Below are 22,030 nucleotides of genomic sequence, written 5' to 3'. Positions count from 1 at the left end.
ATGCTAGTCATGCAGTTTACCTCAAGCATTATTGTATGATTTGCAGGAATGCTTGGGAACGGTAGGGATTTGTTGAGATGTATCCCTACACCAAATCAGGGGGGAAAGAAGATATGGCGCTTATTGTTCAAAAATACGGCGGAACGTCGGTTGCAGATGTTTCTAGAATTAGAGCGGTCGCAGAGCGAGTTATCAAGGCCAAACAAAAAGGTCACGACCTTGTGGTGGTTCTTTCTGCAAGAGCTGGCGATACCGATCGTCTCATTCAACTGGCGAAAGAGATGAGCCCTCGACCTGATCCTCGAGAACTCGATATGCTTGTATCAACCGGAGAGCAGATAACCATCGCCCTTTTTTGCATGGCGCTCAAAGATCGTGGTTACGACGCCATCTCTATGACCGGTTATCAGGCTGGTATTCTTACCGACGATCGTTATGGAAATGCTCGCATTAGTTCCATTAATACGGAAGCTATTCTAAACCATCTTCGAGTTGGCAGAATAGTTGCTGTTGCAGGGTTTCAGGGAGTAGATGCTGAGGGGAACATTACAACTCTAGGTCGAGGTGGTTCTGATACTACAGCGGTTGCTATCGCCGCTGCTCTCAAAGCTGATCGTTGCGAAATTTACACAGACGTTGACGGCGTTTATACTACTGATCCATCGGTTTGCAAAAAAGCGAGAAAACTAAATAAGATAAGTTATGAGGAAATGTTAGAGATGGCAAGCCTCGGGGCGAAGGTGCTTCATTTTCGATCTGTAGAATTTGGAATGAAGTATGGAGTGCCAATTTACGTGGCTTCGTCCTTTGATGATCTCCCCGGCACGCTCGTTACTAAGGAGGATGAAGATATGGAGAAAGTTGTTGTTTCAGGCGTTACATATACTAAGAATGTGGCTCGAGTTACTATAAACGATGTGCCTGATATTCCAGGTATGGCGGCAGCAATTTTCAAGCCTCTAGCTGATGCGGGTATAAACGTTGATATGATCATTCAGGGAAGTAGTGGTATACCAGAAAGAGCCAGTATATCTTTTACTGTGCCTGAGGATAAATATCAGGAAACGCTAGAAATTGTAAAAGTTGTGTCTGAGAAGATTGGAGCCGGTAGGGTGCACGGAGACAATCAGATTTCCAAGGTATCAATTGTGGGACTTGGAATGAGAAGTCACTGTGGAGTGGCGGAAAAGATGTTTTCATCTCTTGCAGCAGAAAACATAAATATTCAGATGATTAGCACTTCAGAGATAAAAATTTCCTGTGTAATTGATGCAAAATACACAGAACTTGCCGTAAGAGTCCTTCATGATGCCTTCGAGTTAGACAAAGACCCGAATGGGGTTTTTCAGGTAAAAGAAGAAATTTTACCTAAAGAGGTAACACGATGAAAACACAAGTAGTGCTCTATGACACAACATTGAGAGACGGGACTCAGGGAGAGGATTTTTCTCTGACTCTTGAAGATAAAATCAGGGTCACCCTAAAGCTTGACGAGCTTGGAATTCACTATATAGAAGGGGGGTGGCCGGAAGCTAACCCTAAAGATACCCAGTTTTTTGAAGAAATCAGAAATTACGATCTTAAGAATTCAATCGTTGCGGCTTTTGGGTCTACCCATCACAAAGACGTTGCGGCAGAAAACGATAAGAATCTCCAGGCTCTTGTTAGAGCCAAGACAAAAGCTGTGACAATTTTTGGTAAAAGTTGGGTATTACATGTTAAGGAAGCATTGAATACTACTCTTGAAAGAAACATCGGTCTCATTCACGATAGTGTTGCCTATCTCAAGCAACACGTTCCTGAGGTGATTTACGATGCAGAACACTTTTTTGATGGGTTTAAGGCTGATCCTGAGTATGCTCTCGCTACCCTGAGAGCCGCAAAGGATGGCGGAGCTGATGTTCTGGTGCTTTGTGATACTAACGGGGGATGCCTTCCTAATGAGATTGGAGAAATCGTTGAAGTTGTTAAGCAGCGCTTTCCCGATATTATGCTTGGCATTCATGCTCACAATGATTCTGACACTGCTGTTGCAAATTCTCTAGAAGCTGTGCGCCGAGGTATCCGTCATGTGCAAGGCACAATGAATGGAGTAGGGGAGCGCTGTGGTAATGCAAATCTTGTGTCCATCATACCGAATTTATGCCTGAAGATGAACATTGAATGTATTCCTAGGGAAAACCTTAGAAAACTTCGCCATGTGAGCCGTTACATTCTTGAACTTGCCAATCTGCCATCCAATAAACATCAGCCGTATGTCGGTAGAAGTGCCTTTGCTCATAAGGGTGGAGTTCATATCAGCGCTGTGGAACGTAACCCAAGAACCTACGAACACATTGAGCCTGAATTAGTGGGCAACAAGAGAAGAATTCTGGTGTCAGATGCTTCAGGGCGAGCAACAATTAAATGGAAAGCTGATGAATTTGGAATAAAGATTTCAAGAGACGATCCTGTAGCAATGGAAGTGCTAGAAACCATAAAGCAACTTGAAATGGAAGGGTATCAGTTTGAAGCAGCTGAGGCGAGCCTTGAGCTTTTGATCAATCGCGCAATGGGTAAATCAAAGAAGTACTTTGATCTTATAGGCTTCAGAGTTCTTGACCAGAAAATCCGCGAAGATGGAAGTCCTGTTGCAGAAGCAACCATTCAGGTTAAAGTTGGCGGCAAGGTTGAACACACGGCGGCTATAGGGAATGGACCTGTTAATGCTTTGGATAACGCTCTTCGGAAAGCTTTAGAAAAATTCTATCCTCAACTAAAAACCATGTCGCTTTTGGACTACAAAGTGCGAGTTCTTCCGGGAAGAGCGGGCACGGCTTCGAAAGTGAGAGTCCTTATTGAATCAACGGATGGAGTTGACCAGTGGGGAACAGTTGGAGTGTCGCACGATATTCTGGAAGCAAGCTGGCAAGCTCTTGTGGACAGTATAACTTACAAAATGTATAAAGACGAAAAGAAACAAGGTTCGGGAAATTCATCAACGACATCTGGTTAATGTAAGGTGGTGTCCTGGAAATATTGATTCTTGACATTACGGATGAGTTTTCTATACAAGCAGCTGGCTTACCAAGTGAGGATGGGATATTCTTGGATGAGAGAAAGGGGTTAAGCTTATGAAAAGAACTTTTCAACCAAGCAACATCAAACGGAAAAGAACCCATGGTTTCCTCGTAAGAATGTCCACCAAGGGTGGGCGTAAAGTTCTCAAAAGACGTAGAGCCAAAGGACGTAAGCGACTTACGGTATAGCATGGCGGTATTGGATCCCCAACCGGATGAAAGTCGAAGGAAGTATTCTTTCAGGAGTCATGAAAGGCTAAGAGGTCGATTGGCTTTTGACCTTGTGAAGGAAAAGGGCAAGAAAGTTAAAGGACGTTTTTTCATCATTAATTACATGCCTAACAATCTTCCTTTTTCGAGGCTTGGTCTTGTCGTGCCGAAAAAGTATTACAGAAAGGCAGTGAAGCGGAACCGATTAAAGCGCTGTGTGAGGGAATGGTTCCGCCTTCACAAATATCTTCTTGCATCACCTCCCAAGGATATCGTAGTAGTGGTGTTGCCTGGAATTGATGCGAGTAGGTGTAGGGAAGCTTTTATGGAGTTGGATAGACTGTGTGGACGAATATCGTAACAACTGTAGATAAGGTGATGATACCTATTGGGAAAGCTTTAATATGGGGTTATCGCATATTTTTATCGCCGTTTCTGGGGGGGAGATGTAGATTCTATCCGAGTTGTTCAGAGTATGCTTTACAAGCCTTAGATCGTCACGGTTTCCTGAGAGGGATAATGCTTTCAATACTTAGATTGAGTAAGTGTCATCCCTGGCATCCTGGTGGCTACGATCCCGTGCCTGAGACACGTTGTTTTAGTAATACTTTACAACGCGCCATTATTGTTGAAATTGGAGAAGAGAAATGGAACAGAGAGCATTGTTTGCGTTGATTCTTTCGGTGTTAGTTCTTTTGTTTTGGGAATATTACTTCACTCCCCAGCCTAAGCAGACTCAAGAAGCTGGCAAATCCGAAACAACAGTTACAAATGGAAGTGAAAGTTCTAAAAAGCCATCTTTGGAGGAAGTCTCTCCTGAAAAAATCGCTTCAATAAAGTCTTTTCATGAGGTTCCTTCCCGGATGGAAAAATGGGTTATTGATACTTCTCTTTACAATGCTGAAGTTACGAATAGTGGAGCCAGGATTTCCTCTATAAAGTTGCTACGATATAAAACTTCCTTGGATAAGAATTCTCCCCCGATGGAGCTCATTACGGTTCAGCCGCTAGGCTATTTCCCTGCTTCAATAGATCTTCTTAAGCATCAGGATTTTCATCTTGCTACGGCTCCTTACAAGGGTCCCGATGATAAGAAGGTGGAGTTAAAGGACGGGGAAGAAAGACGAATTGGTTTTTCGTATGTAGTTGATGGTAAGATAGCGGTAGAAAAGACCTACTTATGGCGGGCTAACTCTTACATGGCGGATTTGGAAATCCGACTTCGTAATATTTCAGAAGAATCGATAGACGATCGGATGGGACTTAGCTTTTATTTTATGCCCTACCAGCACGACGAGCCTTCTTACAATGTTTCACAACTTGCTTTTTATGGGAACAAGTCTTTTAATGCCTTCAGCATGAAAGACCTTAAGAAAGATGTCAGAACGGTGTCGGCGCCTGTAGATTGGATTGGTTACCAGAACAACTATTTTATCCAGGCGCTTATTCCTCTAGGGGAGGAAAGATACCAATTAGTCGGGAGAATTGTTGATGACAAAGATTCAGTTGTTCAGCTTGTTTATCTTTCAGAACCTTTTACCTTGAAACCTCAGGAGGAGAAAGTATGGAAGTTTGGTCTTTATTCTGGACCCAAAGAGATGAGCGAATTAAAAAAGGCGGGACATAAACTTGTTGCATCGATTGATTACGGGTGGGTAGGATTCTTGGCTAAGCCACTCCTTTATCTTCTCAAATGGCTTTACTCTTTTACTCACAATTATGGTGTAGCAATAATTATCCTTACGATCATCGTCAAACTGGTTTGTTGGCCCCTTACCCACAAGAGTTATCAATCAATGAAGAAAATGAAACAGATTCAACCACTTATTGCTCAGATCAGGGAAAAATACAAAGATGATAGAGAAAAACTCAACCAAGAGCTAATGTCGCTCTATCGGACCTATAAGGTAAACCCTATGGGGGGATGCCTTCCTATTTTGCTTCAGATTCCGGTATTTTTTGCGCTTTACCGTATGCTTTATAGTGCAGTGGAGTTGAGACATCAGCCTTTTTGTTTGTGGATTACAGACCTTACAGCACCGGATAGATTAAACATAGGATTTTCTATTCCTTATCTTGGTGGACTGCCGGTGCTGACGCTTCTCATGGGAGCAACTATGTTTATCCAGCAAAAAATGACCCCATCGCCTGGAGATCCACGCCAGGAAAAGATAATGCTACTTATGCCAGTTGTATTTACTGTGCTTTTCGTCAATTTCCCTTCCGGTCTTGTGCTTTATTGGTTTGTAAACAATATCTTGTCTATTGCTCAGCAATATTGGATTGAGCGTGCATCGAAAGCGTAAGTTTATGAGATTCCATATTGTTCTACGGATTGGTTTTATCCTCTTTTCTGTCGGATCCGGTGGAGGTCAAAGGAGGAGTGAACAATGTCCAGTCTTGAAATTGAAGAAAAGTCTATAGAAGATGCCATTAAAGTGGCCTGTGAAACATTAAGGCTTCCTCGAGAAATGCTTGACATTGAGATTATTTCTAGAGGTTCATCAGGTATTTTCGGGATTGTGGGTGCAAAGAAAGCAAAGATTCGGGTCCGTCCAAAGGGATTGTCCCTGGATGTATTAACTGAAAGGGCTAAAGCTATTTTGGAAGAGATTCTTAAATATGTTAATCTTCCTACCGTAGTTGATGGTGAACCTAGAGAAAACTATGTTTATCTCAATATAATTAGCAATGGCTCAGGTCTTCTCATTGGTAAAAAAGGGCAGGTTCTTGATGCTCTCCAGTATCTGGTTGCTAGAATATTGAACCGACAAACAGGTCAGACCGTATCGGTCGTTGTAGATACGGAAAATTATCGAACTCGCCGTGAGGAAAGCCTTAAAGAACTCGCTCGTGAACTTAAGGAGAAAGTCAGAAAGACTTGCAAGCCCATCACCACCGGTTTGATGAGTGCTAGTGAGCGGAAAATTATTCATGTAGAACTTAAAGACGATCCCGACGTAAGAACAAAAAGTAAAGGTGATGGACTTTTGAAGCGACTTGTTGTGTATCCTGTTAGGCATGGTAAATCGGAAAACAAAAAAAATGGGCGCAAGTCAAATCATGAAAGGATAAATAGGGATTAGAGTTCGCAAGAAGTCTTAGTTTTTCGTTGATGCTGTTTGAGAAGGTTTTTTTAGGGGTGCGCGGCTGCGCATCCCTCCTTGAATGTTTGTTTATAGGATTTATTGAAGGACAGATAATTTTGGGGAATCTCATCTTTCACTAAATAAGGGGATTCTTTTAGACTCGGACGGTCAGGGCAATAAAGATAGATAAATCCTTTGAGGACAAGCAACTGGATATTTTGTGGTCTGCAGACTGCTGATCAAGGGGTTTCTTTCATAATTTTTGAGGTTACGGCTCTGACGGGTCCCTGATCTTTGATAAAGATGTATATTTTTCCATGAAAGCCAGGATGTAAAATTTGGGTTCGGTCTGGTAATGCAAGTCGCTGATAATATTGAAATATTTTTTTTCTGAAAAAACAGAAAAATTTAATGGTCATTTTAGGGTTGACAACTGGTGATTGTTTTCGCTAGTCAGAAAAGGTCTTGCCGTGCTTGGTCGTCCTTCTTCAGGACTGGGTGTGAACCAGAAAAAAAGGAGTTTGCTCCATGCATAGACAGACTGGCTTTAGAATTAAGAAGCTGTGGAGGATGTTATTTTTTTCGCTATGTTTTTTATGGGTTTTTTGCCCGTTATCCCACGCCATGACTAGATCCATAGGTTACCCCTTCGAAGGCAGACTAGAAAATGGAATCCCTTTCCCACGAGAGTTTCGAGGTTATCAGTTAAGAACAATTGATCATACCTACACCACCCCTGAGTTAATAGGGGCTCTGCTTGACGCTATTGATGGGGTCAGGCGTGATTTTCCGGATACTTGCGATCTTTATCTGGGAGATTTTTCAAAGTCCGGAGGAGGGCCTTGGTATCCTGTTCATAAATCTCATCAAAACGGGCGAGATGTGGATATCGGAATGTATGCTAAAGGTAATATCCCCTTAAACGGTTTTGTCCCCATGAATGAGGAAAATTTGGATCTGCCAAAGAACTGGTCTCTCGTCTTGCATCTTCTAAATTCTCACCTTGTTGAAAGAATATTTGTGGATGCTTCCATTCAGCGCCTTCTTTATAATTATGCTCTGTCCCAGGGATACGACAAAAATTTCCTTGATAAAGTTTTCCAAGTTGGATCTGGTGGATACGAATATACCTTCGTGCGGCATGAACCTAACCATAGAGATCATATGCATGTGCGGTTTGTCGCTCCATGGTCAGAACTTGCAGGCAGGATAGATTATCCTACATCTGAGCAGCGTCGAGTGATTGAACTTGCTCAGAATAGTTTTCTTCCCAAAAAAGTTCTCTACTACGCAAAAGACGAAGCATCCCTGGAAGTCTTAAGCTCCAAACTCGGGATTCCTGTAGAAGATCTTTTAAGATGGAATAAATTACAACGTCTTGACGTGATCAGACCGGGAATGCCCATAGTGTTCTACAAGAGGGGGTTTGATATTGAAAGCGTTCAGCTTGCCATGAGCCTTGACGCAATGCTCATGAGGTCTCGTATTCAGGATGACCTTGCTATGTTACATAACGATGTTGTTCTTAACATACCTCCCATGGGACAACGCCTCATTGCTAGACTCGAAGAAAAATCCCGGCAGGATCAACCTAAACCGCAAGCCTTATCATTGGCAATAACCAGAGAAAACGATCAAACTAGAAAATCAGTGATGTCAATTAGTCAATCCACAAAATTTCATGTTGTAAAGAGCGGTGAGACTCCTGCTGTTATAGCTAAAAAGTATAATCTAGATCTTAAAGAACTTTTGGCTTTGAATAAACTTACGACAAAGTCTACCTTAAAGCCTGGCCAGAGGCTTGTTGTTTATTCAATTTCTAAGAAGAATTCTTTATCCTCTGCGTCTGCCAAAACAGGAGCTACTGTCCGCCTAGCGATGGTTCCCAAAGGTTTGAATAATAAACAGCCCCAAGGCGATAAGAAAAATACATCCACTAGCTCGTTTGAGAAAGTTAACTCTAAGGCGTCGCATCAAAAGAGCAGCAGCAACACCAAATCCACAGTAGCTAATGGAAATTCAAATATGAAAACGTCTTCTTCCTCATCCGCCAAGAAAATCGATTCTGCTAATTCAAAGACTCAAAAACCGCAGGAACAAAAATCGGTAGGTGTCGGTGTGAAAGGAGATGGCGCTAAAAAGGTAACCCTAGCTTCTGACACTTCAAAAACTAAGCAGGCAAATGCTAAAAATGCTCCTAGGAAGAAGTAATTTTGTCCTGAAATAGAGTGTTAAATCAGGATTGTTCGTTTTCGGTTGGATTTAGTTTTGATCGTCATATTGAGATGACGTTCTAAAGGAAGATCTCTTATAGGCTTTGGTTCATTTAAATGAAATGGATTTGTTGGCGTTATAGTTATATTATCACTTGAGATTTATAGATATATCGTGGATGTTAAAAATGTAAGAATTGAAGCGAGTTGTTTTCTTCTTGAAGTGATTCTTTGATTAGTTCATCGAAACTTAATAGCAGATTGAAACGGTGTTTTTGGGTAAGAGAAAATATCTTTTCGCAGATTTTTTGAGCTCTTGTCACCAGTTCTTGGAATGTTCCAAGACCCATAGATGATAGGGCTTTTCTGTGATATAGTTCAATTATAGGCGTGCTTTTACTTATTTCAACTACATCATTGAATTGAACAGGTGACAAGTCACAAAATCTTAGGATACGATCAATAGCGGCTACATAGCGCCCCCGGATAAGATCTAGAGATAGTTCATGTTGTTCCTTGTTAGATTTAAGAAAACACCCGTAGGCAAGCACGTCATCTTCAAGGGAAAACCCAAATATTGGGGGAAAAGCTCTAAACGATGCTCCATGGGATATTATTATATCTTCCAAATGATTCCGCCAGGGTTTTCTACTTTCTAATGCTTTTAATACTTCCTGTCTTAACCTGAGGGTCTGAGCTAGTAAATCGCCCGTCATTATTCCCTTTTCGAGAACAATGGATAGCAAGAAAATTGCGTCCAGGAAGGATCTGCTGTTGTGAAATGAAGTTAGTTCATCCAAGCAGATAAGGGCTGCTCTGCCGTTTTGAATGTCTTTTATAATTTCCCTAGCTTTTAGAAGAGTGAAAGTATAATTTTTCACCGTTTTTTCTTGATGGTCCAATATCATTTTGGCTTTCGAAATATTGCCCAAAAGATAATCGACCTGTTCAGAAATGTTTTGATGAGGCAGATGATGGACTAACATCGCTATGATTGTAGCCTGATATATGAAAAAGTCGGCATGAGCAGAAGAAAGCATTTCTTCCATCTTCTGAAATTGACTTTGAGAAATGCCAATTTTTTCTTCAGCATAAGGACCAAATTCTCTTTTTGCCATTGCATAGAACAAGCTTGTTTCCTGGAAGCTAAGTCTGTGCCGTTCTGTGATGGAACGAAGTCTTATGAAAGCCTTAGCAATGGCATCAAAGTTTTCTTCATTAGCAGAAAGTATCAACATAGAAAGCAAAGAAGGAGCTTTTTTGCCGATTATTACTAGGGTTTCATATGCTTCTTCGGGGGAGAGGAGCTTTTCAAAAAGGCTTTTCCACAAACCAAGTAGCACTAGATTGGGCATGATTGATGTGTTATCAACCTTACATTCATGCCTGTAAGCTGTGGTTTTGATATATTGCATAATCCTCTGTGCGTGGTGATTAGCTTCTTCAATAATGGTTGACGGAATGGTTCTCGCCTTTTTGGCTTCAAGATGTTTTGAAAAACTTTCTAGGATCTTTTCGGATTCTTCGAGATCAAAATAACTAACACTAACGATTTTCAGGTCTGAATCTATGACAAAATGGAGTTTAGATTCCAGCCAAAACCAGGCTTTTTCTGAGTAAAGAAGCTCATGGAAAGGAGGGGTAGAAAGTTCAGTAACAGCCAGGCATAGATGTTTTTTGAGCTTTTCAGCAAGATCTCTTTTGTGTTCTGGCGGAGTATTTCTAAAAATAGGGTTAAGATTGATAACCAAGTCCGGCTTCTTATCGGGTTCTGATTTGAATTTTTGGACAATATGTTTTCCGAAGAACACACAAGCCCACAGGAGAACAAGAGATGGATAGAAGCCAAGAAGAGGAAGGATATGTCCCGTGCCATGAAGTTTTGCTCTCAGGAACGTTTCCAAAAAATTCTGATCTACACAGAAGGTTTTTATAAGATGTTTTTCCAATTCCGGTGTTATGATTGATTTATCACCATTTTCTGCTATCTCGGTCATTGTGAGTTTGTGTATGCGCTCATAGCTTACTTTAATTAGTTTCTCCACAGAGTTACTGGCTTGTAAAGGTATGAGTAGTTCTCTGAATTTATCATCGTCCAACAGAGCTTTTGTTATTTGATCTAATCGCTTTTTTTCCGCTTCTACCAGATCTCGTTTCAAGGATGTCACCAATTCTGCTAAGGTCATTGTATATAGGTAATGTATGTATGATGGTTGCTGTTTAACTAGCTTCCTAAGTGGTTCCAAGGTGTAAACAGGATATTTACCCATAGCGACTCGTCCAAGGCTAGAGTGCCCGGTTACGATTAGACCCATTTCTTGAAGTTCGGAGCGGGAAAACCCGAACAAAGAAAGCTCGGGAATGTAATCAAAAAACTTTACCGATTTTCTCTTTGTTTGCGATGGATCAATAATAGCTTGAACTTTTGTTAGTTTTTTATACCGTGATGTGAGATGCCTGATTTGGGGCATTTTTTCCACTGTTTTTATTCCTGTGCTTTGGGAAAGCCTTGCCAGACAACTGAGCACGTTGGTGACATAGTCTAGAGTGTTTTTATAGTCTGCCACAAGGGTGATTGGGCAGCCGACAAGATGCGACTTTTGTAAAAATTCTTCTATATCTTGCCTTAGAATCTTTGATCTTTTAGGATGTGCCCTAACGCAGAGAAATGGAAATAGAGTGATTTGAAAGTCTGAATTTCCTTGATATTCATCCGGCAAAATTTCATTCCAAGTTTCGGCATCAAAGAACTTCTCTAAGATGATTCTCATCTTACTCTGTGAGCAAGCTCTTTTTGAAATCACCATAGGACACACCAGAGCAAAAGTTCCAGTGGGATTTAAATTTCTCCTGAGACGCAAAAATAAGTGTCCTATATACTGGATCATCTTCTTTTTAGATGCAATTATGGGAATCCATCCCGAACTGGAAAGATTTATCAAATATTCTGCAGGGTGGTGAGGACATATGAAGACGTCGAAAGGCTTTCGTCTTGTCGAAAAATCGTCCAGAGACGATAGAATTAAAAATCTGTGTTGGGGAAAGCGAGCTATGAGTTCATGGGTTAAGATGTCATCGCTTGATGTCATAACGCCAATCTTGAGATCTTTTTTTTCTATTATCTCGGGGATAATGGATTGTATGAGCTTTACTCGGATTCGAATATCCAATATGTAATGGGCAATGAAACTAAAGGGTATAAGGTAGTAAAAGATGCCTTTTCGGGATAAACGAACAAGAAGGCCCATTTTACGGTATAGTTCGTTAATAGCCGGAGAGTGTTTTTTTAGGGACTCAGGATCGCTTAAATCAATGGATTCCAGAAACCGTAATTCTTCGTCGTTTAGAACCCGATGCTCGAAAAGTCCGGCTCCGTAGGCATTTCCTCCCAAGTGGCTTTGCAACAGGGTCGGATGCTTTAAAGCGGCGAATGTGCCGAAGGGAACGTCGTCTTCTTCTATTCCGAAGGCGGTGTATTCCTCTGGTGGAATGTATTGAAAGTAGCTGAAAACATCTCGAGAAGAAAGAAGGAAATGATCTTCCAAGGATTGATTTGCCCTACCGAGCTTTTTTTCTTTTGAAGGTTCTAAATGTTTTTTCATTTTGTAATCTAGTCTCCCATGGATCTATCACCTTTTCAATATACAGATGGACTGGTGGAAGGATCAAGAATCTTAACGAATCCTTCATAATTTATTAAAGGCTGTTGAGACATTAAGTCATGTTCTTGCCTTTTCAAACTACTTAAAAAATCCGTTTGCCATTTTCCCTTTGTTTATGGTATCCGGAGGCAGAAATTTTGTTTTTATGCGAGCCCCCGTAGCTCAGGTGGACAGAGCACGAGATTCCTAATCTCGGTGCCGCAGGTTCGAGTCCTGCCGGGGGCACCACACATAGTTCAATTTCTTGGTGGGGTTTTATGAAAATTAATGCCGTATTTTTCGATTGTGATGGTGTTTTGGTCAATACAGAACCTCTGCATTATCGAGCATTCCTGAAGGTTCTTAGCATCTATGGGGTTTATTTTGATTACAAGACCTATGTGGACCAATACATTGGTTTCGATGACAGAGACGCTTTCAGAGCCATAGCACATAATTACAATTTATCGTTTTCCGAAGCGGATATTCCTGCCTTAGTTCAGAAGAAAAATGACTATCTTCTCGAAGAAGCATCAAAAGGGGTTGAAAGTTTTGATGGGGTCGTTTCTTTCGTTCGTTCAGTTTATGAAGCCGGCGTTCCTGCAGGGGTTGTTTCAGGATCGCTCAGGAAAGAAGTAGAAACATTTCTAAAGTGTCTTGGTATTCTGGATTTTTTTTGCATCTTTGTAACAGCTGATGACGTAAAAAGGAGCAAACCAGACCCTGAAAGTTACCAAAAAGCACTTACCCAGACGGTTCAATATCTTGGTAAAGAAATTAGCCCCTCCCGGTGTGTTGTCTTTGAAGATACTCCGGCAGGTGTGGAATCGGCTAAAGGTGCGGGCATGTTTGTGGTTGCAGTAGAACATTCTTTTAAAGCGCAAGAACTTGTGAAGGCGGATCTGGTTATACCGTCGTTTAAGGATTTGAACTTCTCGGAGTTTTGTAACCTTATAAAGAGGTTACCGAAATGAGGATTTTTTCTGACCGAGAGATTTTTCGTCGAATAGATGGCTTTGCGGAAAATTTAAGCAGAGCCAATGTAGACGTTGCGATTATTCATCATAACGCCGATCTCTTTTATTTCACCGGCACAGTGCAGGATGGATATCTTATTGTTTCATCGAAAGGAGTTGCTTTAATAGCTGTTCGTCGTAATCTTTCCCGAACTGTTGAACAAACTCCCATCAAGTCTGTGATTCTCGTAAGCAGTATAAAAGATCTTGCTAATATAGTTCAGGAGATTCATGGGAACACACCAAACTCCGTAGGTCTATCCATGGATGTTTTACCTGCCTCAACCTACCTGTTTTTAAAAGATCGCATTTTTCCCGATTCGCAACTTGTAGATGTTTCTATGACTATAAGACTTCAAAGGGCGGTTAAGTCCGATGAAGAAATCAAAGTAATGCGCGATGCTGCAAAAATTTCTCACGCTGTTTATGAATCTGTTCCGTCTTTTCTTAAAGATGGCATTGATGAATGGGATTTATGTGTAAATCTCGAAACTGTTGCCCGTAAGAATGGGCATTTGGGCTTTATCCGTCTGCGTAATCCCAGACTGGAAATGTATTTTGGTCATATTCTAAGCGGTCCTGAAGCAGCTTTACCTTCCTATGGTGATTCCCCCACTGGAGGTAAGGGAATAAGTGTTGCCTTTGCTCAAGGTTCAACTAGAAGAACTATAGGGCATGGTGATATGGTTAGTGTGGACACCATGATTTGTCATCATGGTTACTTGAATGATCAGACTAGAAATTTTTCCCTGGGTTTGCCTCCACAGGAACTTCTCAAAGCCCACGAGTTTTCTCTTCAACTACATAGATTTTTCAGGAAGGAAGCTCGCCCTGGTGCTATGTGTGGAGAAATCTACGAAGCTATGATGAAAGTGGTCGAAAACAGCCAGTTTGCTCCATATTTCATGGGAATCGATGAAAATCGTGTGTCTTTTATTGGTCATGGTCTGGGCGTCGAAGTGGATGAGTTTCCTTTTATTGCTCATCGGCAGAAGATGGTCCTGGAAAAAGGGATGGTTGTAGCACTTGAACCTAAGTTTATCATCCCAGGTAAGGGTATAACTGGCATCGAAAATACTTATCTTATTACCGATGACGGTGCCGAACCTTTAAACATTTCCCCAGAAGAACTGGTTGTTATTTCTTAAGTGTCTTATGGAGTAACGGAACTCCCCTTAATTTCTTCCGTGGAAGTGATGTCGGGGTCAGGTGCAGGCAAAGCTTTGGGAGGTTCCGCTGTTTTGGCTTCCAGAACATGTCTGGGAGTTTGTTCGATTCTCATTGTGAGCATACCGCCCATGATGCTTATTTCGTAGTTTTTATCTCCGAGATTAAGCTGTTTCAGAGCGTTTTTAAGCTCATTCCATTTCTTTTTGGCTTTTCTATAAAAATAATAGCATATAGATGATCCTGCGACAAAAATTGCTGCAAAGATCCACCAGGGGGTGGAAATAACAGCTCCAACAAACATCATAAAGCCCATAATGAGAAGCACCAGAGCAATTTGGGAGCCCAGGATAAGATACATGTAGCCAACATTCCTGTTGATGTCATCGTAATCTCTCTGAGGCTTTGCTTCTTCTTTTTCTTCTTTCTTTTTTGCAAACGAAAACATCTCTCTAAACCATCCCATGATGGTCTCTCCTTTCGTCGGAAATCTCTTTGGGTTCAATAGAAGACGGATTCCCGAGAAGCTTTTGATCAAGTTCCTGATATTCAGGCAGAGCTTTTCGCTCGAGCCTCATCTTAGCGAGTTCAAATTGATACCTTATAACCTCCCGAGACAATTTATATCTCAAGTATATAACCCACACTACTATAACCGCGGCAAAAAGGAGAAACCCGGCGCATATTACAGGATGCCGTTCCATGAAAGAAACTATTTTTGCAGCAATTTCAGAAACTGCATTGGGAATGATCCATAAGGCAATAAGAAGCACCAGGACAACAACCCCAAGATGAAAAAGTGAAAGTGATTGAATCCAGCCGATAAATGAAAGTTTTGATGTTTTAAAAATGGTCTGATCATTGAAACTGGGATGTTCATTTCTTCTGTTGTTGTCAAATATCGTCATGTAGCCTCTTATAATGAAAGCAAGGATGAGAATTGCTCCTATGGGAATTCCTATGGATGCTGCAAGCCATGCCCTGAAAGGAAATGCTCTTTCCTTTGTAACTACTCGCACAATATAATTTTCCACAGGACCATATCTGTTTTGAAAGCTTAGTTCTTCATATCGAGTAAGGTGTTTGCCTGGAGTTTCGTAAAGAACATGACCTTCTCTATCTTCGATGACTACTCGATATTCTATTCCTGACATACTCGCTGCAACGGTGTAAATTAAAAGTTCCACAACGACCAAAAATATTATTGCCGCAAGTATTATCTTCCTGTTAAGTCCCTGTGAGTGTTCTTTTTCAATTTCGCTCATAACCGTTTTTTCCAGGTAGCGGCAAAAATCTATTTGATTTATATCGCATCTCCCGATAAGGCATAGCATCGTTACACTAGGTATGTCAAAGAAAAAAGCCTGGATTGAGGGTCAGGAAAGCGATGAAGCCTATTTCCAATGCCGGTTTTTTGAAGGAACGAATTGGGGAACTTGGAGAGATCCTTAAAAATCCAAAGGAAATACTGCGCTACAGGCTTCTAAAGCATACAAGTGTGCTTCTTTCGGGAGATGCTGGCGCAAGGGTTATTTCTCTTGTATCTTTAACTCTGACTATACGGGCTATCGGTCCAGAACTTTTTGGTGTTCTCGCTATCGCCGAAACCTACGCAAAGCTGGTGGATAGAATTTTTAATTTTCAGGCATGGACAGGCATTATCAGATTTGGTGCTGAGGCTCTTCACAATAAAAACAAGAAAGCTCTACGACGCTATATCCTGGTGGGATTTAGTCTGGATCTGCTTTCGTCTTTTGTCGGTTTCATTGTTGCTTTTTTTCTCGCGCCCTTCGTTGCTGGATTTTTCAAATGGGATGAGGCTATCCTGAATGCCATAAAATTTTACAGTTTCTTAGCGCTTTTCAATTTTACTGGAACCGCCACGGGAATTTTGCGACTTACAGAACGATTTTCACTTCTTGCCTGGCAGCGTATTTTTTACGCCTGCTTAAAACTTGGAGCAGTAACTTTAGTCTGGTTATTTAACGGTGATTTTCATCATTTCCTCTTTGTATGGTTGGTGTCTGAGATTCTTGGCTATATGTTTATTGTATTGAGTTCTCTTGCGATAGTTTTTCGTAAAAAATGGCTAAGAATAGAAGACTCATCAGACGTTAGCAGGTTTGAAGCCCCTCTCAAGCCTTTTATTGTCTTTGTAGTCTGGACGAATCTTTCATCTACGCTCGACATTCCGACAAAATTCCTAGATATGTTCATCGTTTCTTCTCTTGTTTCAGTTGAAGCTGCTGGAGTTTACAAAGTCTTTCAGCAGATTGGTCACGTGTTGAAAAAACCAATGGAACCTCTCTATCAGGTTATATACCCCTACTTTAGCAATGACGTAGCCAGAGGACTTCATCAGGTAGCAATAGTAAATGCTTTGAGAAGCCTTATTTTTACCATACCAGTCATTGGAGTAATTCTTGCCGTTTCTGTTGGCTTATCACCATGGTGGCTTCCCGCAATATTTGGCAAAAAATTTGCCGAAGTAATTCCAGAATTTGCTGTTTACATGATAATAACCGGTTTAGCTGTGGTGCTTAACAATATAAACCCTCTTTTTGTGGCTTTAGGTTTTGTTAGAGAAAATTTCTTTATCCAGGCGGTATCTAATTCCTTGTTTTTAATTCTTGCCTGGCTAGCCGCTGGGGTGTGGGATTTAAGAGGAGTTTTTATAGCTTACGGAGTTCACATTGTTGTGTCATATTTTGCTAAGATTGTGCTTATTGGAAAGCATTATGGCTGGAGAAGTTTAGTAGGACATTCAGGTAAAGAAGAGTAGGGAGTGTAGTAGTGAAAATTATCTATCTTTCCAGATCCAGGTTCCCTTCAACTGCAGCAAACAGTGTAAATGTGATGAAAATGTGTGAAGCCTTCTCATTGCTGGGACACGATGTGCTTTTGGTTGGTAAGTTCGAAACAGATGATCTTCCTGTTGTCTTTGATTATTATAGAGTGAAACATAAATTCGGGCTCAAACCAATCCCCTCCTGGGATGGCTCTGCAACTGATCCTTTGTATGTTATTCGTAGCATCTGGGAAGCTAAGAAATATTTTCCTGATCTTGTTTATAGCCGTTCTCTTGAAGCATGTTTCGGAGTAGCAACGCTTGGCATCCCATCTGTTTATGAAATTCACGCAAAACCGAGAACTCTTTTGAAACGAGTTTTACTTAAACGCCTTATAGCTATGCCCTCTCTCAAACGAATTGTGGCTATTACTCAAGGGCTGGCTTGCTATTTGAGCAGGGAAGGATTCCTTAAAGGGAACAAGACATCTTACGTGTCCGATTTGTCATATAAGCTGTGTGTGGCTCATGATGGAGCAGACCCGGAAGACTTTAACGCTTCGGTTCCCGTTGGTTTTGAAGATGAAGCAAATCATTTTCGCAGTGTGTTTTCAAATATGCCCCCAGATAGGCTCCAGGTAGGGTATGTGGGCAGTCTTTATCCTGGCAAAGGCATGGAGATTATATCAGAGATTGTCCACCTGTGTCCCTGGGCGAACTTCCATATTGTGGGCGGTAACAAGAATGAAGTGGCTTTGTGGAACAGAAGATGTATCAAAAACGGATTTATACCACCTAACGTAATGTTTTACGGCTTTATTCCTCACGCACTTATTGGTTATATCTGCTCGTTTATGGATGTAGCTCTATTACCAGCTCAACCTTTTATATCGAATGTTTCCAAAAACATTGACGAAGCATGGCATGTATCGCCACTTAAGCTATTTGAGTATATGGCAGCAGGGGTACCAGTTATTGCTTCAGATCTGGAGAGCTTGCGAGAGGTCATAGAACCAGGCGTAACAGGACTTCTTGTCCCGCCCAATGATCCTGCTGCCTGGTGCAATGCTCTTTCTCTTTTGCGGGATCATCCTGAACTGAGAGTTCAACTGGGACGCAAAGCCAGAGAGGTTCTCGTTAATAGCTATTCCTGGAGGTGCCGCGCCGAAAAAGTTCTTGGCGGATTGCAACTGTGATAAATTTTGAAAGGCACGGCACATACGAATGTTTTGAAACTGCTTAAGAAAGATTTTAACAGGAGATAAGGGCTTTCCTTACAAACAGCTTGCATTTGTCCAAACAATATGGTAGGCAGAATCACGCTCAGTCGGGGCGTAGCGCAGCCTGGTTAGCGCACCTGCCTTGGGAGCAGGGGGTCGGTGGTTCAAATCCGCTCGCCCCGACCACTGAAAAGCTCCTGCAGTTTTTCGAATTAAACCTCAAACATTGCGGCGCGCTAAAAAGTGTGCCCTTTACACAATTTAGGACATTCCTATGGAAAAAGAAACATACGTTCCCGTTTACACTCTTGCTAACCGATTTGAAGCCGACATTGTTGCCGATGCTCTGGAAAGGGAGGGGCTTCCCTTCTGGATTAGATCATTTGAAGAAACAGCCTATGATGGTTTGTTTGTTATACAAAAAGGCTGGGGACAGGTGCTTGTGCCCCGTTCTGAATTCCATCAGGCTATACGATTGATATATTCAGTTCTCAAAAACAGCTCTCAAAAAGGGATTTATGAAGAACCCGACCAGGTTGATCCCACCTTGTGGGATGAGATTGCTTCCAGAGATCCAGATGAAGTTTGCCAAAGAGCAAAAGTTTCCTTTGATAAGACATCGGGAGCTTACGTAGTGCCTTTTCTCTCCAGTTCCGTGCGCTGTGTGGTAAAAGAAAAAGTTATAGAATTCGTAGAACCTCTTCCCTATGACCGGGTTGATTTTGAACTTGCTCTTGTAGTGCTTCATTATCTCATTCATTCGGAACCGGTCGATCCAGTTGGGAAATGGGTGGGTGAGAAGGATATTCCTGGTGGAAACGTGTTCTTTTACGGTCCTCATCAGCTTCCCACAAGACCACTTGAAGAGCTTTTTCAGATAGATGTTTCTTACTTTGATAGAGCGGCACAACTTTTGGGTGCTGTTAGAGAGAACAAGGGCGATAGAGCTTATGTTTTCCAGGTTTTTCCCAGGGTTCCGGTTTTATTGATTTTCTGGAAGGGAGATGAAGAATTTGAACCAAGAGTCGTCTTCCGTTTCGACGAAACCATAACAAGGCATTTTCCCGTTCTCGATCAGATTTTTGCTCTTTCCTATGTCGTTTATCGTCACGTTATGGCTGCAGCAAAGAAGTAAAAAGCTTTCAGGAGTAATCTCAGGGACGATATCGTCCCACGGTCTGCCTACCACAGTTTGATTTCTTCTTCTAAGCGTATTCCAAATTTTTGCAGCACTTTTTCTCTGGCATAATTTATGAGTTCTCTCACTTCACGGGATTTGGCATTCCCAAGATTCACTATCCAGTTGGCGTGAATTGGGCTAATCTGAGCGTCACCAATTCTGCATCCCTTGAGTCCGCATTGATCAATAAGCCATCCGGCAGGAGGATGAGGCGCAGGAGGGTTTTTGAAAATACATCCGGCTGAGGGATGGGTAATGGGTTGAGTTGACTTGCGCTTTAGAAAGATTGCCCGCATGCGCTGGAAAACTCTTTCCGGAGTTTCTTCAACAAGCTCCAGTCTGGCTTTAAGAACAATATGTCCTTCCGGGATGCCTAACGATCTGTATCCGGGCGAAAAGGCACTTACATTGGTTGAAAAAATTTCTCCCGACGGCGTCATAAGTTCAATTTGAGAAATGATATCCGCCATCACGCCGTCGGATGTTCCAGCGTTCATGAAAACAGCTCCACCTATAGTTGCAGGAATGCCAGTGAGAAATTCGCAACCGCCCCAGCCAAAACGCGCACATAATCTAAGAACCTGTTTTAGACTCATACCGGCGTCAACTGAGACAACAATCTTTCGGCTTGAATGTTTTCCTGCAACTGTAACCGTTTCTGACTCCACGTTTATGTCATGCTTGAAGGATCGAAGACTTACGATGGGTTCCTCTACTCCTTCGTCGTTTACAAGCACGTTGCTGCCCGCTCCGATGATCTTCCAGGGAATATGATGATCATGAAAAAATTTAACCAGAGTTCCCAGAGCGATCTCATCAAAAGGCTCAATAAATAATTTCGCTTTTCCGCCGATACGGAAAGTTGTTCGCTTTGAGAGATCTTCATTCTCCCTGATCAGCACCGATTTCGTTGTAGAGGCTGATCGCAAAATTTGGTCTAGCCGGCTTTTCATGAGTTAACACTGTCCTGAAGATGTTCCAGTAATCTTTCGCCCACTGTCCATACATTGCCTGCTCCAAGAGTCAGCACCACATCGCCACTCTGGACAATCTGTTTAAGCTTGTAAATAGCATCTTCCAGACCGGGCACATACACAACCTCTGTTTTCGATTCGGCAACTTTTTTTGCTAGAAGTTCTCCCGTAACGCCAGGAATAGGAGATTCTCCAGCGGAGTAAATGTCGGTCATAATCAAAACGTTACAGGAGTCAAAGCATAGGGCAAAGTCGTTCATGAGGGCTTTCGTCCTTGTATATCTGTGGGGCTGAAAAACAACAATTTTGCGCCTATCTGGAAAGCAATTGTGCATAGTATGCAGCACAGCCTGTATTTCACGGGGATGGTGCCCGTAATCGTCCAGAACAGTTATACCTCGAGCTTCTCCTTTCAAGTGAAATCTCCTGTCAACTCCTGTAAATTGCGAGAGCCCCTCGGCTATCTTATCCGGTTCCAGTCCCAGTTCGAGCCCCACACCCACCGCTGCGAGAGAATTCAGCACGTTGTGAATGCCTGGAACATTCAGGTGGATCTCTCCCGCAGGATTGCCCTGAATGATAAGCCGGTAACTGCTTTTGAAGCCATTTTGTATGATATTTTCGGCTCGTATGTCGGCGTCAGCGGAAAAGCCATAGGTGATGACTTTTCGCTTGAGAAATGGCAATACTAGAGTCCGCATAAAGTTTTGCGGCTCGTTATAATGAGAAGATGGACAAAACTCTCCGCCAGCTTTCATTGTGGCTGGCGTAATCAGATTGTCCAGACAAACGATAGCGCTTCCGTAGAAGGGTATCTTGTTTAGAAAACTTACGAAAGTTTCGGCTATGTGGTTAATATCGCGGTAGTAATCCAGGTGTTCCAGGTCTATGTTAGTGACCACTGCAATAGTGGGAGAAAGCATAAGAAAAGAACCGTCGCTTTCATCAGCTTCGGCTACAAAAAAATCTCCCATTCCCATTTTTGCGTTAGATCCCCAGGCTCGTAACCTCCCACCAATAACAACCGTTGGGTCGAATCCGCTCGCAACAAGAAGAGTGCCAATCATGGATGTAGTGGTGGTTTTACCGTGAGCCCCCGCCACAAGGATAGAATGTTTCATGCGCATTATCTCTGCAAGCATTTCTGCTCTGGGAATGATGGGCACATGTTTCAGTCGTCTTGCTTCCTCCAGTTCGGGGTTGTCCGGCTTTACCGCCGAAGAGTAAACAACCACATCAGCCCCATGTATGTTTTCTTTTCTGTGACCGATATAGATTTTTGCACCAAGCGATGCAAGTCGCCTTGTTGTATCGCTTTCCTTCAAATCCGATCCCGACACCTGGTAACCTAAGTTTAAAAGCACTTCAGCGATTCCGCTCATTCCGGAACCGCCAATTCCAACGAAATGAACGTGTTGATACGGTGGATATTTCTTCAAGATCCCTTTTCCTCCTTTAATTCTAAATGACCTG

General features: G+C 42.1%; 18 protein-coding genes and 2 tRNA genes. 15 read left to right on the top strand and 5 right to left on the bottom strand.

The window, feature by feature from the left end; all coding sequences use genetic code 11:
* Nucleotides 1-113: 113 nt before the first annotated feature.
* The 8 genes from WHS38_10640 (at nucleotide 114) to WHS38_10605 (ending at nucleotide 8,569) form a co-directional block, all read left to right on the top strand.
* The gene (locus WHS38_10640) at nucleotides 114-1,388 is read left to right on the top strand and encodes an aspartate kinase (protein MEJ5301433.1); all 1,275 of its coding nucleotides are present in this window, start codon (nucleotides 114-116) and stop codon (nucleotides 1,386-1,388) included.
* Nucleotides 1,385-2,995, top strand: coding sequence for a citramalate synthase (gene cimA / locus WHS38_10635; protein MEJ5301432.1), 1,611 nt, complete (start codon nucleotides 1,385-1,387; stop codon nucleotides 2,993-2,995). Before WHS38_10640 ends, cimA begins: the two co-directional genes overlap by 4 nt.
* 118 nt (nucleotides 2,996-3,113) lie before the next feature.
* Nucleotides 3,114-3,248 carry a 50S ribosomal protein L34 gene (gene rpmH / locus WHS38_10630; GenBank protein MEJ5301431.1) on the top strand — a complete coding sequence of 45 codons (135 nt, stop codon included), beginning with the start codon at nucleotides 3,114-3,116 and terminating at the stop codon, nucleotides 3,246-3,248.
* A gap of 1 nt (nucleotide 3,249) precedes the next feature.
* Nucleotides 3,250-3,630, top strand: coding sequence for a ribonuclease P protein component (gene rnpA / locus WHS38_10625; GenBank protein ID MEJ5301430.1), 381 nt, complete (start codon nucleotides 3,250-3,252; stop codon nucleotides 3,628-3,630).
* 17 nt (nucleotides 3,631-3,647) lie between these two features.
* The gene (yidD, locus tag WHS38_10620; GenBank protein ID MEJ5301429.1) at nucleotides 3,648-3,944 is read left to right on the top strand and encodes a membrane protein insertion efficiency factor YidD; all 297 of its coding nucleotides are present in this window, start codon (nucleotides 3,648-3,650) and stop codon (nucleotides 3,942-3,944) included.
* Nucleotides 3,917-5,575, top strand: a complete 1,659-nt coding sequence (yidC, locus tag WHS38_10615) for a membrane protein insertase YidC (protein MEJ5301428.1) — start codon at nucleotides 3,917-3,919, stop codon at nucleotides 5,573-5,575. Before yidD ends, yidC begins: the two co-directional genes overlap by 28 nt.
* A gap of 84 nt (nucleotides 5,576-5,659) precedes the next feature.
* A complete protein-coding gene (gene jag, locus WHS38_10610; GenBank protein ID MEJ5301427.1) occupies nucleotides 5,660-6,355 on the top strand; it encodes an RNA-binding cell elongation regulator Jag/EloR in 696 nt (231 codons plus the stop codon).
* A gap of 531 nt (nucleotides 6,356-6,886) precedes the next feature.
* Nucleotides 6,887-8,569 carry a penicillin-insensitive murein endopeptidase gene (locus WHS38_10605; protein MEJ5301426.1) on the top strand — a complete coding sequence of 561 codons (1,683 nt, stop codon included), beginning with the start codon at nucleotides 6,887-6,889 and terminating at the stop codon, nucleotides 8,567-8,569.
* 184 nt (nucleotides 8,570-8,753) lie between these two features.
* On the opposite strand, the gene WHS38_10600 is transcribed toward WHS38_10605, so the two are convergent.
* Entirely contained in the window at nucleotides 8,754-12,173 is a 3,420-nt protein-coding gene (locus WHS38_10600; GenBank protein ID MEJ5301425.1) for a hypothetical protein, read from the bottom strand.
* A 211-nt stretch (nucleotides 12,174-12,384) separates the two neighbouring features.
* On the opposite strand from WHS38_10600, the gene WHS38_10595 reads away from it, so the two are divergent.
* From WHS38_10595 to WHS38_10585, 3 genes are all read left to right on the top strand, one after another.
* A tRNA-Arg gene (locus tag WHS38_10595) sits at nucleotides 12,385-12,461 on the top strand.
* A 29-nt stretch (nucleotides 12,462-12,490) separates the two neighbouring features.
* Nucleotides 12,491-13,186 carry an HAD family phosphatase gene (locus WHS38_10590; protein MEJ5301424.1) on the top strand — a complete coding sequence of 232 codons (696 nt, stop codon included), beginning with the start codon at nucleotides 12,491-12,493 and terminating at the stop codon, nucleotides 13,184-13,186.
* Nucleotides 13,183-14,376 (top strand): Xaa-Pro peptidase family protein, encoded by a 1,194-nt coding sequence (locus WHS38_10585; protein ID MEJ5301423.1) that lies wholly within the window; start codon nucleotides 13,183-13,185, stop codon nucleotides 14,374-14,376. Before WHS38_10590 ends, WHS38_10585 begins: the two co-directional genes overlap by 4 nt.
* A 5-nt stretch (nucleotides 14,377-14,381) precedes the next feature.
* On the opposite strand, the gene WHS38_10580 is transcribed toward WHS38_10585, so the two are convergent.
* Together WHS38_10580 and WHS38_10575 are read right to left on the bottom strand one after the other, a co-directional pair.
* Nucleotides 14,382-14,861, bottom strand: coding sequence for a hypothetical protein (locus WHS38_10580; GenBank protein MEJ5301422.1), 480 nt, complete (start codon nucleotides 14,859-14,861; stop codon nucleotides 14,382-14,384).
* On the bottom strand, nucleotides 14,848-15,660 hold the full coding sequence (locus WHS38_10575; GenBank protein ID MEJ5301421.1) for a hypothetical protein: 813 nt from the start codon (nucleotides 15,658-15,660) through the stop codon (nucleotides 14,848-14,850). Before WHS38_10575 ends, WHS38_10580 begins: the two co-directional genes overlap by 14 nt.
* 122 nt (nucleotides 15,661-15,782) lie before the next feature.
* On the opposite strand from WHS38_10575, the gene WHS38_10570 reads away from it, so the two are divergent.
* The 4 genes from WHS38_10570 (at nucleotide 15,783) to WHS38_10555 (ending at nucleotide 19,538) form a co-directional block, all read left to right on the top strand.
* Entirely contained in the window at nucleotides 15,783-17,177 is a 1,395-nt protein-coding gene (locus tag WHS38_10570; GenBank protein ID MEJ5301420.1) for a lipopolysaccharide biosynthesis protein, read from the top strand.
* A gap of 11 nt (nucleotides 17,178-17,188) precedes the next feature.
* Nucleotides 17,189-18,379, top strand: coding sequence for a glycosyltransferase (locus tag WHS38_10565; GenBank protein MEJ5301419.1), 1,191 nt, complete (start codon nucleotides 17,189-17,191; stop codon nucleotides 18,377-18,379).
* A gap of 132 nt (nucleotides 18,380-18,511) precedes the next feature.
* A tRNA-Pro gene (locus WHS38_10560) sits at nucleotides 18,512-18,589 on the top strand.
* 88 nt (nucleotides 18,590-18,677) lie between these two features.
* The gene (locus WHS38_10555) at nucleotides 18,678-19,538 is read left to right on the top strand and encodes a DUF3786 domain-containing protein (GenBank protein ID MEJ5301418.1); all 861 of its coding nucleotides are present in this window, start codon (nucleotides 18,678-18,680) and stop codon (nucleotides 19,536-19,538) included.
* Between the two features lie 47 nt (nucleotides 19,539-19,585).
* Here WHS38_10555 and murB read toward each other — a convergent pair whose 3' ends face one another.
* Complete coding sequence (gene murB, locus WHS38_10550; protein MEJ5301417.1) at nucleotides 19,586-20,536, bottom strand: UDP-N-acetylmuramate dehydrogenase; 951 nt, start codon at nucleotides 20,534-20,536, stop codon at nucleotides 19,586-19,588.
* A complete protein-coding gene (murC, locus tag WHS38_10545) occupies nucleotides 20,533-21,996 on the bottom strand; it encodes a UDP-N-acetylmuramate--L-alanine ligase (protein ID MEJ5301416.1) in 1,464 nt (487 codons plus the stop codon). Before murC ends, murB begins: the two co-directional genes overlap by 4 nt.
* Nucleotides 21,997-22,030 lie beyond the last annotated feature (34 nt).

This window comes from Thermodesulforhabdaceae bacterium, assembly GCA_037482015.1.
In the GTDB taxonomy this organism is placed as follows: Bacteria; Desulfobacterota; Syntrophobacteria; order Syntrophobacterales; family Thermodesulforhabdaceae; genus JAOACS01.
The sequence above is the reverse complement of the archived record's forward strand: the minus strand, read 5'-3'. Positions and strand labels throughout refer to the sequence as shown.

Excerpts from the sequence above, each read along its gene's own strand:
- WHS38_10585 (MEJ5301423.1), top strand. The coding sequence starts at position 13,183 with ATGAGGATTTTTTCTGACCGAGAGATTTTTCGTCGAATAGATGGCTTT.
- WHS38_10575 (MEJ5301421.1), bottom strand. The coding sequence starts at position 15,660 with ATGAGCGAAATTGAAAAAGAACACTCACAGGGACTTAACAGGAAGATA.
- rnpA (MEJ5301430.1), top strand. The coding sequence starts at position 3,250 with ATGGCGGTATTGGATCCCCAACCGGATGAAAGTCGAAGGAAGTATTCT.
- WHS38_10570 (MEJ5301420.1), top strand. The coding sequence starts at position 15,783 with ATGAAGCCTATTTCCAATGCCGGTTTTTTGAAGGAACGAATTGGGGAA.
- WHS38_10590 (MEJ5301424.1), top strand. The coding sequence starts at position 12,491 with ATGAAAATTAATGCCGTATTTTTCGATTGTGATGGTGTTTTGGTCAAT.
- WHS38_10600 (MEJ5301425.1), bottom strand. The coding sequence starts at position 12,173 with ATGAAAAAACATTTAGAACCTTCAAAAGAAAAAAAGCTCGGTAGGGCA.
- murB (MEJ5301417.1), bottom strand. The coding sequence starts at position 20,536 with ATGAAAAGCCGGCTAGACCAAATTTTGCGATCAGCCTCTACAACGAAA.
- yidD (MEJ5301429.1), top strand. The coding sequence starts at position 3,648 with ATGATACCTATTGGGAAAGCTTTAATATGGGGTTATCGCATATTTTTA.
- WHS38_10580 (MEJ5301422.1), bottom strand. The coding sequence starts at position 14,861 with ATGGGATGGTTTAGAGAGATGTTTTCGTTTGCAAAAAAGAAAGAAGAA.
- rpmH (MEJ5301431.1), top strand. The coding sequence starts at position 3,114 with ATGAAAAGAACTTTTCAACCAAGCAACATCAAACGGAAAAGAACCCAT.
- WHS38_10605 (MEJ5301426.1), top strand. The coding sequence starts at position 6,887 with ATGCATAGACAGACTGGCTTTAGAATTAAGAAGCTGTGGAGGATGTTA.
- WHS38_10640 (MEJ5301433.1), top strand. The coding sequence starts at position 114 with ATGGCGCTTATTGTTCAAAAATACGGCGGAACGTCGGTTGCAGATGTT.
- cimA (MEJ5301432.1), top strand. The coding sequence starts at position 1,385 with ATGAAAACACAAGTAGTGCTCTATGACACAACATTGAGAGACGGGACT.
- jag (MEJ5301427.1), top strand. The coding sequence starts at position 5,660 with ATGTCCAGTCTTGAAATTGAAGAAAAGTCTATAGAAGATGCCATTAAA.
- yidC (MEJ5301428.1), top strand. The coding sequence starts at position 3,917 with ATGGAACAGAGAGCATTGTTTGCGTTGATTCTTTCGGTGTTAGTTCTT.
- WHS38_10555 (MEJ5301418.1), top strand. The coding sequence starts at position 18,678 with ATGGAAAAAGAAACATACGTTCCCGTTTACACTCTTGCTAACCGATTT.